9 protein-coding genes are annotated in these 14,626 nt (G+C 46.2%); 5 read left to right on the forward strand and 4 right to left on the reverse strand.

What is annotated here, in order from left to right; all coding sequences use genetic code 11:
• Positions 1-2: 2 nt before the first annotated feature.
• The 4 genes from LZT21_RS05420 to LZT21_RS05435 all read right to left on the reverse strand — a co-directional run bounded on the left by LZT21_RS05420 (position 3) and on the right by LZT21_RS05435 (position 5,788).
• Positions 3-3,101, reverse strand: a complete 3,099-nt coding sequence (locus tag LZT21_RS05420) for an efflux RND transporter permease subunit (RefSeq protein ID WP_233924012.1) — start codon at positions 3,099-3,101, stop codon at positions 3-5.
• Positions 3,098-4,450: an efflux RND transporter periplasmic adaptor subunit gene (locus tag LZT21_RS05425; protein WP_233989729.1), complete on the reverse strand. Its 1,353-nt coding sequence runs from the start codon at positions 4,448-4,450 to the stop codon at positions 3,098-3,100. Before LZT21_RS05425 ends, LZT21_RS05420 begins: the two co-directional genes overlap by 4 nt.
• Before the next feature lie 86 nt (positions 4,451-4,536).
• The gene (gene rnhA / locus LZT21_RS05430; RefSeq protein ID WP_233924014.1) at positions 4,537-4,992 is read right to left on the reverse strand and encodes a ribonuclease HI; all 456 of its coding nucleotides are present in this window, start codon (positions 4,990-4,992) and stop codon (positions 4,537-4,539) included.
• Positions 4,985-5,788, reverse strand: coding sequence for a class I SAM-dependent methyltransferase (locus LZT21_RS05435; protein WP_233924015.1), 804 nt, complete (start codon positions 5,786-5,788; stop codon positions 4,985-4,987). Before LZT21_RS05435 ends, rnhA begins: the two co-directional genes overlap by 8 nt.
• Before the next feature lie 32 nt (positions 5,789-5,820).
• On the opposite strand from LZT21_RS05435, the gene gloB reads away from it, so the two are divergent.
• From gloB to carB, 5 genes are all read left to right on the forward strand, one after another.
• Positions 5,821-6,666 (forward strand): hydroxyacylglutathione hydrolase, encoded by an 846-nt coding sequence (gene gloB, locus LZT21_RS05440; protein WP_233989803.1) that lies wholly within the window; start codon positions 5,821-5,823, stop codon positions 6,664-6,666.
• Positions 6,648-8,060, forward strand: coding sequence for a transglycosylase SLT domain-containing protein (locus tag LZT21_RS05445; protein ID WP_233936312.1), 1,413 nt, complete (start codon positions 6,648-6,650; stop codon positions 8,058-8,060). The genes gloB and LZT21_RS05445 overlap by 19 nt, the downstream gene beginning before the upstream one ends.
• Positions 8,061-8,081: 21 nt before the next feature.
• The gene (locus LZT21_RS05450) at positions 8,082-9,986 is read left to right on the forward strand and encodes a propionate--CoA ligase (protein ID WP_233924018.1); all 1,905 of its coding nucleotides are present in this window, start codon (positions 8,082-8,084) and stop codon (positions 9,984-9,986) included.
• Between the two features lie 141 nt (positions 9,987-10,127).
• On the forward strand, positions 10,128-11,348 hold the full coding sequence (carA, locus tag LZT21_RS05455) for a glutamine-hydrolyzing carbamoyl-phosphate synthase small subunit (RefSeq protein WP_233936320.1): 1,221 nt from the start codon (positions 10,128-10,130) through the stop codon (positions 11,346-11,348).
• On the forward strand, positions 11,341-14,613 hold the full coding sequence (carB, locus tag LZT21_RS05460; RefSeq protein WP_233989731.1) for a carbamoyl-phosphate synthase large subunit: 3,273 nt from the start codon (positions 11,341-11,343) through the stop codon (positions 14,611-14,613). Before carA ends, carB begins: the two co-directional genes overlap by 8 nt.
• Positions 14,614-14,626 lie beyond the last annotated feature (13 nt).

The following is a 14,626-nucleotide window of genomic DNA, read 5'->3' on the forward strand; positions in this document are numbered from 1 at the left end:
GATTAAGTAGCCACCAAATCTTCAGGCGGGATTTCCATCGGCCCAGTACCAGCATATTTATCGAGGTAAAGATAAATAACGGGCGTAATAATCAAAGTAACAAATTGCGAAAAAATGAGGCCGCCTGCTACTGAAATGCCTAATGGCTGTCTTAATTCTGCACCAGCACCTAAACCAAAGGCAATTGGTAAGGCGCCCATTAAAGCAGCTAGGGTGGTCATCATAATGGGGCGAAAGCGCAAGGCACAAGCTTCACGAATCGCTTGCTCGGGGGTCATACCATGGTTACGTTGCGCCTCAAGGGCAAAGTCAATTAGCAAAATCGCATTTTTCTTCACAATGCCAATGAGCAGCAAGATACCAATCGAAGCTATCACCGTTAGCTCAAAGCCAAACAAGCGTAGAGCGAGTAAGGCGCCAATCGCTGCAGAGGGTAAGCCTGCCAAAATAGTGAGGGGATGAATATAGCTTTCATAAAGTACTCCGAGTAGTACGTAAATAACCCCCAGCGCCGCCAAAATTAAAATGATTTGTCCCGATTGATTATTTTTAAAAACTGCGGCGTCGCCGCCATAACTCGTAATAATAGAAGGTGGCAATTCAATGGCTTTCACGTATTTTTCGATTTGATCGGTCGCATCACCTAAGAATATATTTGGTGCCAAGTTAAATGAAATCGTGACTGCCGGAATTTGTCCCTGATGGTTTACTGCAGTAGGGCCTATAGTACGTTTAAAACTAGCAAGACTTGAAAGTGGAATGAGTTTATCGGTTGCGCGCCCACGGACAAATATTTTATTCAGATCAGTTTCAAATTGGCGATCTTCGGGCGCAGCTTCAAGAATTACGTAGTAGGTGTTGACGCTGCTGTAAATTGTGGAGATTTGTCGTTGACCAAAGGCGCTATACAGCGCAGTACGAATATCAGCAATATTGACTCCAGCCCCTGCTGCTTTTTCACGATCAATGTCAATTTGAACATTGAGTCCTTTTAATTGCGAGTCAGTAGTAACATCGCGAAACATCGGATTACTACGCATTTTTTCAAGTAACTTTTCGGCCCACTGGTTAACCCCCTCAAACCCAACACTTTGTAGGGTGAATTGATAGCGACTTTTACTAACGCGACCACCCAATTGTAAATTTTGAACCGGCCGCATATAAATATTTAAACCAGGTAATTGCTTAAACTGATTTCTGAGGCCCTCAAGTACTTGAGGCATTGGGAGGCGGTCACCCTTTGGTTTTAAGATAATTAAGAAGCGTCCTGTATTTGTGCCAGTACTCAGGCCGCCACCAATGATTGAAATTGAGCTCTCTACATTGGGATCTTTGCGCACAATTTCTGCAGCACGATCTTGTAAATCTAACATGGCAGTAAAAGAAATATCTTCTGCCGCTTCGGTTGTAGCGGTAATTTGGCTAATATCTTCTTCAGGAAAAAAGCCAGTAGGGCTATACATAAATAAGAGCACCGTAATAACAAAGGTCGAGATCGCTCCCCACAAGACGATTTTACGATGATGTAATGCTAAATCAAGGTAATGCAAGTAGGTCTTCAACGTCCATGCAAATATTCTGTCAAATTGCCTCAACAAGGCATTGTCGATGGAGTGCTCACCTGGTTTTGGTAAAAAGCGACTACAAAGCATGGGCACTACAGTTAACGACACTAGGGCGGAAACTAAAATGGATAAGGTCACTACAATTGCAAACTCATTAAATAACAGTCCAATGGGGCCTGGCATAAAGAATAGGGGAATAAATACGGCCACTAGAGAAATCGAGATTGAGATAATAGTGAAGCCCACTTCTTTGCTACCAATGAGTGCCGCCTTTAGAGGATCCATGCCTTTCTCAACATAACGCATGATATTTTCTAGTACCACAATAGCATCGTCGACTACGAGCCCCACTGCTAAGGTAATACCAAGGAGCGAGATATTATCTAGGCTATAGCCTAATATATAAAGCAAAAAGAAAGCGCCAATGAGTGAAATTGGCATGCTAATCGACGGAATAATTGTGGCAGAAAGGTGCTTTAGGAAGAGAAAGATGACCAACACCACGAGAAAAATAGTCAGGCCTAAGGTGAGGTTGACATCGTGAATTGAGTCTTTAATTGAGAGCGAGCGATCGTTTAATAATTGCAACTTAATTGAAGCGGGCATCTGTTGTTGAAATTGGGGCAGCAGTTTTTTTACTGCGTCAACAACTTCAACTGTGTTGGCATTAGGTTGCCGTAAAACTGCAATTGCAATCGAGCGCTCACCATCGGCAGTAGCCCAGGTTTTAATATCTTCATAACTTTGCAAGACATTGGCTACATCTTTTAAGTACACCGGTAGGCCATTCCGTTGGGCAACTACTAAATTGGCAAATTGCTCGGGCTTGAGCATTTGCTCATTTGCATAAATCGTAATACCTTGACGCGGACCATCAAGAACACCCACTGGACTATTTGAGTTTGCTTTATTTATAGCGATTGCGATTTCATCTAAGGTAAGGTTGCGGCTAGCTAAGGCATCAGGACGAGCAAGTACTCGAATGGCATAGCGTTTCGCTCCATAGACTAAGACTTGTGCAACCCCAGTAATCGTTGAGATTGTGGGCGAAAGTAAGTTTTCAGCGTAATCATTCAGCTCAGCAAGGTTCATTGAAGGTGAACTCATACGCACGACGATGACGGGGGTATCGGCAGGATTAATTTTGCGATAGGAGGGCGGCACCGTCATTTCAATTGGCAAGCGTTTTTGTGCGCGTAGTAGGGCAGCTTGCACATCGACAGCGGCTTTATCGATATCGCGGTTGTTATTAAATTCTAGGGTAATGTTCGTAACACCTAAGAAATTACTGGAGCTAATGACTTTAATGCCGTCAATCGTTGAAAATTCTTTTTCTAAGGGTAGCGCGACTGAAGAAGCCATATTTTCTGGCGAAGCACCTGGCAAGGTACCGCTGACAGAAATAATGGGGGTATTAAAACTCGGCAACGCTGCGACTGGAATTTTGAAATAGGCAATGGCGCCAGCGATTACGATAGCCACGGATAGCAAGACGGTCATGACTGGCCGGCGGATGCATAACTCGGAAAGTGTCATTTAGCGGCAGCAGGTGCGGCGACAGGCGCGGCAGGGGTTGTGGTAGGCGCAGCACTTTTTACTGGAGTAGAGCCAGTAGCTGGTGTAGCTTCACGAATTTTGGTGCCCGGACGTAAATTTTGTTTGCCTTCAACTACCACTCGGCTGCCGGGCGCAACGCCAGTAATAACTGACTGGCCTTGATATTCATAAACCACAGAAATGGGTTTAACAGCCACTTTATCACCGGCTTCAACGATATACACAATGCGACCTTTAGGGCTAATAATGATCGCTTGGGAAGGTACGACTAATGCATCTTTCAGTTCGCCAGCATTGAGCTTCACACGGGCAAATTCTCCTGGCAATAGGATCCCTTTTTCATTAGGGATTTGCGCCTTCACACGTACCGCTGCGATGACAGGATCGACTTGGTTATCAACCACTAAAACGTTGCCGACATAACTTTTGTTGCTTGAGTCTCCTACAGTGACTGTAACCTGCATAGGGGTTCCCGCGCTTTGAGTTTCTAGAATAATGGGAATGTCTTTTTCCGAAATCACAAACTGCACATTGATGGGGTTAAGTTGAGTGATGGTAACCATGGCTCCAGTGGTGGTAGTGGCAGTTGAGCTGGTCGCAGTGATTACGGTGTTACTGGCTTGTACCAATGAGCCTGGAAAAACATTAATAATGCCGGTGCGCCCACTAATGGGAGCGCGAATCGAGTCGAACGAGAGCTGCACTTGTGATGCGTTAGCAGCAGCTTGAGCCGATCTTGCATTGGCTAGAGAGGTATCGAGCCCCGCTTTAGAGATAAAGTTTTTATCCATTAGCTCTTTAGCGCGTAAATATTGTTTTTGCGCATCATCTGCGAGCGACTTCAGTTTTTCATAGTTTGCTTTATCTACACGATCATCGAGCAAAAATAATAAGTCACCCTGTTTCACTTCTTGGCCATCTTTAATGAAAATTTTGCTTACCGTATTGGTAACCATGGGGCGAATATCGACAATACTGTTTGCCACAATGGTGCCGGTTGCTTCAATTACCAAGGGTACATTTTTAGCTTGCACAATAACCGAGGTAATGGTTTGTGGTCCACCTACTTTATCTGCTGGCGGAAAGAAATAGGTATAGGCTTTTGAGCCTACGTAAATCAAAATCAACAAGGCAATAAGACGCCATTTGTATTGACGAATAAATGCCTTGACACTAGCCAGATTAATTTTTTTAAACCGCGCGAGCAGTACTTGAGCAGTGGGGCGAGCCAGCAGCGCTTGAATACTTTGCCAAACTGCGCAGGCTGTTTTTTTAGTGCGTTTGCCTAAAGCATCTAATGTGGAGGAAAGCCAGTTTTTTTGCGGCACAGTTTTTAAATTGATCTATTGGTTAATGGGCTCGGCACATTTTCGCATAAGCTGGAATTTACTGAAGATCGTGGTTTCCGGGCTGACTAGGGTAAAAATTCTTCAACCCCGCGATTGGCCAATTGATCGGCCAGCTCATTGCCGGGATCGCCGTTATGGCCCCGCACCCAATGCCATGAAATGGTGTGTTCTGGCAATAAAGAATCGAGTTCTTGCCATAAATCAGCATTTTTTACTGGGGCTTTTGCGGCAGTGCGCCAATTTCGGGCTTTCCACCCATCTAGCCACTCTGTAACCCCTTTTTGCACGTATTGAGAGTCGGTATAAAGGGCAACCGAACTAGCTTGTTTGAGGGCCCGTAGCGCATAAATAACGGCGCTAATTTCCATGCGATTATTGGTAGTGAGCAAAGCCCCGCCATGCAATTGCTTTTCATGGTGCCCTGAGCGTAAAACTGCGCCCCAACCACCTGGACCAGGATTGCCTTTGCAGGCGCCATCGGTATAAATCGTAATGTGCGGTAAAGCGGTTTTTTTATTCATTCCCTGGTAGCCTTGCGTGCTGCTCGACAGCGGGGGTAAGTTGGGTAAGGGCTTTAAGTCGTTTGGCGGGAATGCGCCCAAGCAGATGCATACCAGGAGTTCGCTTGATAGCTGAAATCAAAAAGACGGCCCCAAAAATAGGCCACCAGCGATTCCCCATCGGTTCTAAAAAATCCATTCTTGTCATGCCGGCGGAACTTTGTAAGGGAAATTTATAACAGCCAAAATGACCTCGATCAACTGAATAATCCAGTAATTTTAGCCAATCTTTCAGGCGTAGCAGACTAATAAATTGCCCGGTTCGTGGTAAATAGGGTGTGCCAAATAAATGGCTTAAATATTGCCTGACACCCCAAATGCTGGCTGGATTAAATCCTGAAATAATCACCCGGCCTTCGGGTAGCAAAATACGATCGACTTCCCGCAAAATTTGGTGGGGATCGGCCGCAAATTCCAACACATGGGGCAGCAGCACTAAATCAATACTTTGACTAGCAAATGGGAGTTCGGTAGGTAAACCCTCGACGATATGCCACTCTTGGCTCTGCGCTTTGATGCCAACCTCGCCAGGGCTAACAGAGAGCACATGCAAGGGCATCCGATTGGCGTTTAAGCCGTCAAGCTGAGGTAAGCCAATTTGCAAAGCATGAAAGCCAAAGACATCGCCCACGGCGGCTGCGAAGCGTTTTTCTTCCCAAGCTAAGACATATTGGCCCGGTGGCGAGTTTAGCCATTGTTCCCATGAAGACCACGGTGGGGCGTCATGCGCCGCGGAAGGTGGGGGAGTTGATATCATTAGGTCTTGTTTGTATCCGAGGTTTTCGTCTCATGGTCAAGAGTACAGCATTGCAAGTTTGGCCGATTCCTGCCTTTAGTGATAACTATATCTGGTGCATTCACGATGGTCATAGTGCACTGATTGTTGATCCGGGTGATGCGGCCCCCGTTATTCAATATCTGCAAAAAAATCGGTTGCAGTTAAGCGGAATTTTGATCACTCATTATCACGCTGATCATATCGGCGGGATTGCCGATTTATTAAGTGCCACTCCCAATGGCGACGCTTTACCAGTTTATGGGCCTGCGGCAGAAGTGATTGCTGAACGAACCCACGCTTTAATGCAGGGGGATGAGTTTGCCATCGCTGCACCTGCGATTCATTTTCAGGTTCTCGAGGTGCCTGGTCATACCTTGGGGCATATTGCCTACTTTGCCCCCGCAATACAAGTTCAAGAGGCCAGCGAGGATGCGCAGCAGGGAGCAGAGCCGCCACGGCTATTTTGTGGCGATACTTTATTTGCTTCTGGTTGTGGTCGTTTATTTGAAGGCACACCCACACAAATGCAGACATCTTTAGCAAAATTTGCTGCCTTACCAGGCAACACCTTGGTGTACTGTACCCATGAATACACCCTTTCGAATATCCGTTTTGCTTTGGCAGTTGAACCGCATAACGTTGATTTAATTACTTGGGCCAAACGGGCAGAGGGCTTACGAGCAGCACATTTACCCACCGTACCAACAACCATTGCGCAAGAAATGAAAACTAATCCTTTTATGCGTTGTGATCAAGCGGATGTTATCGCTGCAGCATGCAAGATTGCTCAGCAACCCGCTCTAAAAAGCCCGGCAACTGTGTTAGCAGCGATTCGTGCTTGGAAAGATCAGTTTTAGTGCGCAGTGCAACGGGCTATAGCTTACAGTTATACGGGCTAGCAATCCTTGCTGCCCTAGCCTTGGGGGGCTGTGCAACAGGGCCCCAATGGAGTTCTGACACGCCCACAGGCGCAATTTCTAAAGACCCGCGCGCTGCAAAAGCCCCGCGCATTAATTTAAATGAACAGTCGGTTAGTAGTTTAGAGGCACCTAGTAATAATTTGTGGATTCATATTCGTAATGGCTTTCAAATGCCCGAGCTCGAAAGCCCATTAGTCATTCAGCAAACAGTTTGGCTTGCGGCACGCCCTGATTATGTACAGCGCTCAATGGCACGTTCATCGCGGTATTTGTTTTATATCGTGCAAGAGGTTAATTTACGGGGCATGCCTACAGAGTTAGCCCTCTTACCTTTTGTGGAAAGCGCGTTTAATCCGCAGGCTAAGTCCGTTGCTAAGGCCTCGGGTATATGGCAGTTCATGCCTAAAACAGGCAAAGACTTTAAGTTAACCCAAAATGTATTTCGGGATGAACGGCGCGATGTATTGCAGTCTACTGACGCCGCTCTAGATTATTTGCAGCGCTTATATAAACAATTTGGCGATTGGCAACTGGCTTTAGCTGCGTACAACTGGGGCGAAGGTAATGTGCAACGCGCAATTCGTAAAAATCAGGCAGCGGGCTTACCCATTGGCTACAGCGATTTAAGTATGCCGAATGAAACGCGCAACTATGTACCTAAACTCATGGCCTACCGCAATATTGTGATGCAGCCAGAAGCCTATGGCATTGTTTTGCCGCAATTAGAGAATCATCCGTATTTTGTGGCCGTGGATGTTACTCGCGATATTGATGTCAAACTCGCGGCAAATTTAGCCGAGATGCCGCTTGAGGAGTTTTTAAATTTAAATCCCTCATTTAATAAGCCAGTTATTTTAAGCGCCGCTAATCAACAAATTTTATTACCGTTTAGTCGCGCTGAAATTTTTCAAGCGAATTTAAAACAATATCAAAAACCATTAGCATCTTGGACGGCTGTCACTATTTCAAAATCAGAATCACCCGAGCAAGTTGCGAAGACCCTTGGAGTGGATGTGACGCAATTACGTGAGGTAAACGGCATTCCAAAGGGCATGCGCATTAAAGGGGGGTCGACGGTTTTAGTTCCAAAGTTGGCCAATAAAACCAGCGATATTTCTGTGAATTTAGCTGAAAATGCAAGTCTGAGCCTAGAAAAGCCGCCACCACCCCCAAAACCCAAAAAAGCGGGTACGCATTCTAAGGCGGCTTCGCAAAACGGGGCAACTAAGCGTAAATCCCCATCGACAGAGACAGCGAAATCTGCGAAAAATATACCCAATAAGCCCTTAACTGCGACAACTAGCAGTGGCAAGGTAACTGTTAAAAACTAACGTAATGGGGTCGGAACTACTATGGTGCAGGCAAGCAAGCAACACACTTCTTATAAAACTGTGCATCAAGCTTCAATTACTGATCCAATTCAATTTTGGGGAGAGCAGGCCAAGCTTATTCATTGGGAAAAGCCGTTTAATCAAGTCTTGGATTATTCCAATCCGCCCTTTAGTAAATGGTTCGCGGGCGGCTTAACCAATCTTTGTTACAACGCAGTCGATCGGCATTTAGCGCAACGTGGCGACCAAATTGCTTTGGTGGCAGTTTCCACCGAAACCAACCAAGAAAAAACTTACACCTTTCAAGAGTTGCATGCGGAAGTGAATCGCATGGCAGCAATTTTAAAAACTAATGGGGTAAATAAAGGCGATCGCGTTTTAATTTATATGCCGATGATTGCGGAAGCCTGTTTTGCCATGCTGGCTTGCGCGCGAATTGGGGCAATTCACTCAGTGGTCTTTGGGGGTTTTGCCTCACATAGCTTGGCAGCGCGAATTGATGATGCGCAACCCCAAATGATTATTTCAGCTGAGGCTGGCATGCGCATGGGTAAAGGCGTACCTTACAAGCCTTTATTAGATGAGGCGATTGCTTTAGCTGTATCAAAGCCAGCCAAGGTGCTCATTGTGAATCGGGGGTTGACTCCATACACAGCTGTAGCGGGGCGCGATTTAGATTACGCTGCCGAGCGGGAAAAAAACATCGCTGCACAAGTTCCCGTGGAATGGGTTGATGCCACGCATCCCTCCTATATTTTATATACCTCTGGCACAACTGGAAAACCGAAAGGCGTGCAGCGCGATACGGGTGGTTATGCCGTGGCCCTTACAGCGAGCATGCAGCATATTTTTTGTGGCAAGCCAGGTGAGACGATGTTTACTACATCGGATATTGGCTGGGTAGTAGGGCATAGCTACATTATTTATGCACCACTTTTAAACGGTATGGCGACCATCATGTATGAAGGCACGCCGTTACGACCCGATGCAGGAATTTGGTGGAGTTTAGTTGAAAAATATAAAGTCTCGGTGATGTTCTCTGCGCCAACGGCAGTGCGCGTGCTGAAGAAACAAGACCCTAGTTTTTTAAGCAAATATGACTTGTCGAGCTTGCGCTATTTATTTTTGGCTGGTGAACCACTTGATGAACCCACTGCGAATTGGATTCATGGCGCCATTAATAAACCCGTAGTAGATAACTATTGGCAGACCGAAACCGGCTGGCCTATTTTGGCAATTCAAAGTGGAGTTGAGGTCATGCCCCATAAATTTGGTTCGCCTGGCTTACCTTCCTTTGGGTACAACATGAAATTGCTCGATGATGCTACTGGCGCTGAGTTAGGCGCCGACGCCAAAGGCGTAATTGCTATTGAGGGCCCCTTACCACCGGGTTGTATGCAAACGATTTGGGGAGATGATGCGCGTTATGTGAAGACCTATTGGGAATCAATTCCTGGTAAGTTAATTTATTCGACCTTCGATTGGGGTATTAAAGATAGTGATGGTTACTTTTTTATTCTTGGGCGTACCGATGATGTAATTAATGTGGCTGGCCATCGATTAGGAACACGTGAAATTGAAGAAAGTTTGTCTAGTCACCCGAATTTAGCCGAGGTTGCCGTAGTTGGTATTGCTGATCAATTGAAGGGCCAAGTTGCGATTGGCTTTGCTATTCCGAAGGATGCTTCACAAACTGCCACTTTAGAAGCCGAACTGATGAAAACAGTGGATTCCCAGTTAGGCGCCGTTGCTCGCCCAGCAAGAGTCTACATCGTTCATGCTTTACCCAAAACGCGGTCAGGAAAAATTGTGCGACGTGCTTTACAAGCAGTGGCTGAAGGGCGCGATCCTGGCGACATCAGCACTATGGAAGACCAAGCGGTTTTGGCGCATATTAAAGAAGTGATTGAGCAAAAGCGCGGCTAGTCTGTAGGCAAGCTGGTATGATAGTGGGGTTCGTAACTCATAAATTACCCTAGCGCTTAAAGACACTCACCTCCCGCAAATTGTCCCGGGTAGGTCTTTTGGGGCGAGCAGGGTCGGATGGCAGTAGGGATTGGAGAATTTTTGTCACCCTTACTTCCTTCTTTTCCTCCCGCGGTACTGGCGCTCGCAGATGGCAGCGTTTTTGCTGGTTACAGTATTGGCGCCCCTGGTGAAACTTCTGGTGAAGTTGTTTTTAATACCGCCATGACAGGTTACCAAGAAATCTTGACTGATCCCAGTTACGCAAGGCAAATTGTTACCTTAACTTATCCACACATTGGTAATGTGGGGGTGAATGCGCAAGATGCAGAATCGGCGCAGGTTTACGCAGCAGGTTTAATAGTGAAAGATTTATCGCGGCGGGTTTCGAATTTCCGTGCTGAAGATAGTTTGGAACATTATTTGCAAGAGGCCAAGGTTCCGGGTATTGCTGGTATCGATACCCGTAAGTTAACGCGATTATTGCGCGATAAGGGTGCACAGTCAGGCGCCATCGTGGCCGGTCGTATTGGCGATAATGTGGCGGAGTTAAGTAAACAAGCTTTGCAGTTAGCAAAATCGTTTGCAGGTATGGCTGGTCTCGACTTAGCGCAAGTGGTTACCACTCCATATGCCTATGAATGGCGTGAAGGTGAATGGGAATTGCATGGCCCCATTGGTAAGCCAGCCTATCGGCTGCTTGATGAAGATAAACCTCCAAAAAATATAGGCAAATTAAAACATGTCGTGGCCTACGACTTTGGTGTGAAACGTAATATCTTAAGAATGCTAACTGAGCGCGGCTGCTTATTAACGATAGTGCCAGCTAAAACGAGTGCCGCTGAAGTGATGGCGATGAAACCAGATGGCGTATTTTTATCGAATGGCCCAGGTGATCCCGAGCCATGCGATTACGCCATTACAGCTGCCAAGACCATTATCGACGCTGGTATTCCTACCTTTGGTATTTGTTTGGGGCATCAAATCATGGGTTTAGCGGCTGGGGCCAAAACCCTCAAAATGAAATTTGGTCATCATGGTGCAAATCATCCCGTTAAAGATCTCGAGAGTGGCAAGGTTGCCATAACTTCACAAAACCACGGCTTTGCAGTTGATGCAAAAACCTTACCAGCTAATGTGCGCATTACTCACGTGTCTTTATTTGATGGTTCATTGCAAGGCTTAGCTTGGAAAGATAAGCCGGCCTTTTGCTTCCAAGGTCACCCTGAAGCATCGCCCGGACCCCATGACATTGCTTACTTGTTTGATCGCTTTATAGATTTAATGCAAGCTCCTAAGCAGCAGGAGGTTACCCGTGCCTAAGCGTAGCGATTTAAAAAGTATCTTAATTATTGGCGCTGGTCCGATTGTGATTGGTCAAGCGTGTGAGTTTGATTACTCTGGTGCGCAAGCTTGCAAAGCTTTGCGTGATGAAGGTTACAAAGTTATTTTGGTTAATAGTAATCCTGCGACCATCATGACCGATCCCGATATGGCCGATGTAACTTACATTGAACCCATTACCTGGGAAGTAGTTGAGCGCATTATTGCGCTAGAAAAGCCCGATGCCATTTTGCCAACAATGGGCGGCCAAACTGCCTTAAATTGCGCACTTGATTTGCATCGTCACGGGGTTTTAGAAAAATATGGTTGCGAACTAATTGGCGCCTCTCCCGAAGCGATTGATAAAGCAGAAGATCGGCAGAAGTTTAAAAATGCCATGACGAAAATTGGCCTAGGCTCGGCTAAATCAGGCATTGCCCATACCATGGAAGAAGCCTTAGCAGTGCAACAACGCCTTCAAACTGAAACCCATAGTGCCGGTTTTCCAGTAGTCATTCGTCCTTCATTTACGATGGGTGGTTCTGGCGGCGGTATTGCTTATAACCGCGAGGAATTTGAAGAAATTTGTAAGCGCGGTCTCGAGCTATCACCTACTAATGAATTATTAATTGAAGAATCATTATTGGGTTGGAAAGAGTTTGAGATGGAAGTGGTGCGTGACCGAGCAGATAACTGCATTATTGTTTGCTCGATTGAAAACCTCGATCCGATGGGCATCCATACTGGCGATTCAATTACCGTTGCCCCAGCGCAAACTTTAACGGATAAAGAATATCAATTGATGCGTAATGCTTCAATTGCGGTCTTACGAGAAATCGGTGTTGATACAGGTGGTTCGAACGTGCAATTTTCTATTAACCCGGTTGATGGACGCATGATCGTTATTGAAATGAATCCCCGGGTCTCGCGTTCTTCGGCCTTGGCCTCAAAGGCTACTGGCTTTCCGATTGCCAAAATTGCTGCCAAGTTAGCAGTGGGTTACACCTTAGATGAATTACAAAATGATATTACTGGTGGCGCTACGCCAGCATCGTTTGAGCCTACCTTAGATTACGTCGTAACTAAAATTCCCCGTTTTGCTTTCGAAAAATTTCCCCAAGCCGATTCACGCTTAACGACGCAAATGAAATCGGTTGGTGAAGTCATGGCAATTGGTCGCACTTTCCAAGAATCATTTCAAAAAGCCTTACGTGGCTTAGAGGTTGGGGTCGACGGACTCGATGAAAAATCGACTGAATTAGAAGAGATCATTCAAGAAATTGGTGAACCTGGCCCAGAGCGTATTTGGTATGTGGGCGATGCTTTTCGATTAGGCATGAGCCTTGATGAAATTTATGACGAAACTAAAATTGATCCTTGGTTTTTAGAACAAATTGAGGAACTCATCCAGCTAGAGGCAGACGTCAAGCTGCGCCAGCTTGATTCCCTACAGGCTGCCGAATTACGTTTCTTAAAGCAAAAAGGCTTTTCTGATCGTCGCTTAGCCCGATTAATGCAAGTCGATACTGCTGCGGTGCGCGCCGCACGCCAGCGCTTAAAAGTATTGCCAGTTTATAAGCGGGTCGATACTTGCGCTGCCGAATTTTCTACTAATACTGCTTATTTGTATTCTACCTATGAGGCCGAGCACGGTGAATGTGAAGCTAACCCAAGTCAACGTGACAAGATCATGGTGCTAGGTGGTGGCCCTAACCGGATTGGCCAAGGGATTGAGTTTGATTATTGCTGTGTGCATGCGGCGCTAGCCTTGCGTGAAGATGGCTATGAAACCATCATGGTGAATTGCAATCCTGAAACCGTGTCAACCGACTACGATACTTCCGATCGTTTGTACTTTGAGCCGCTTACTTTAGAAGACGTATTAGAAATTGTTGCCAAAGAAAAGCCGCTAGGTGTCATTGTGCAATATGGCGGCCAAACGCCGTTGAAGCTAGCGTTAGACCTAGAGGCGAACGGCGTGCCAATTATTGGTACCTCACCCGATATGATTGATGCGGCTGAAGATCGTGAGCGTTTTCAAAAATTGTTGCAAACCCTAGGTTTGCTCCAGCCACCAAATCGAACCGCGCGCGCTGAAGATGAAGCCTTGATATTAGCCGAAGAAATTGGCTATCCTCTGGTGGTGCGGCCATCGTATGTATTAGGTGGTAGAGCAATGGAAATTGTTCATGATGGCCGCGATTTACAACGCTATATGCGTGAAGCGATGAAGGTCTCGCACGATTCACCGGTTTTACTAGATCGTTTTTTAAATGATGCGATTGAATGCGATGTCGATTGTATTAGCGATGGGCAGCAAGTCTTTATTGGCGCGGTGATGGAGCATATTGAACAAGCTGGAGTGCATTCGGGTGACTCCGCCTGCTCTTTACCGCCTTACTCCTTAATACCCTCAACAGTCGCTGAAATAAAACGTCAAACTGCAGCGATGGCTAAAGGCCTCAATGTAGTGGGCTTAATGAATGTGCAGTTTGCGATTCAGAATGTAGCTGGTAAAGATGTCATCTACGTTCTGGAGGTGAATCCGCGTGCTTCGCGCACCGTTCCCTATGTATCGAAGGCCACAGGGCTGCAATTAGCAAAAATTGCCGCGCGCTGTATGGTTGGTCAAACATTAGCTCAGCAAGGTATTGTGGCCGAGGTTATTCCAACTTACTTCTCAGTTAAAGAAGCGGTCTTTCCCTTTAATAAATTTCCTGGTATTGACCCCATTTTGGGCCCCGAGATGCGTTCTACTGGTGAGGTAATGGGGGTAGGACGAACTTTTGGTGAAGCGCTGTTTAAATCGCAATTAGGCGCTGGTATTAAGTTGCCTAAAAGTGGCACGGTCGTATTGACTGTGAAAGATAGCGATAAGGCAGTTGCAGTAGAAGTGGCCCATATCTTGCATGAATTAGGCTTTCCCATGGTGGCGACCAAAGGTACTGCCGCAGCAATTACGGCTGCTGGATTACCTGTGCGGATGGTGAATAAGGTTAAAGATGGTCGACCCCATATTGTTGACATGATCAAAAACGGGGAAATCTCCTTGGTCTTTACTACCGTTGATGAAACCCGTACCGCCATTGCCGATTCTCGCTCGATTCGCACCAGTGCCCAAGCAAATAATGTGACTTACTACACTACCATTAGCGCAGCTAGAGCGGTCATGGAAGGTTTATTAAGTTTTAGTAAGAGTTCAGATAGCGGCAAAGATGCTTTAGCGGTCTATTCCTTGCAGGATTTACACCGCTCACTGCCATAGCTTAGAATTAGGG

Source organism: Polynucleobacter sp. IMCC 30228, assembly GCF_021395205.1.
Classification (GTDB): domain Bacteria; phylum Pseudomonadota; class Gammaproteobacteria; order Burkholderiales; family Burkholderiaceae; genus Polynucleobacter.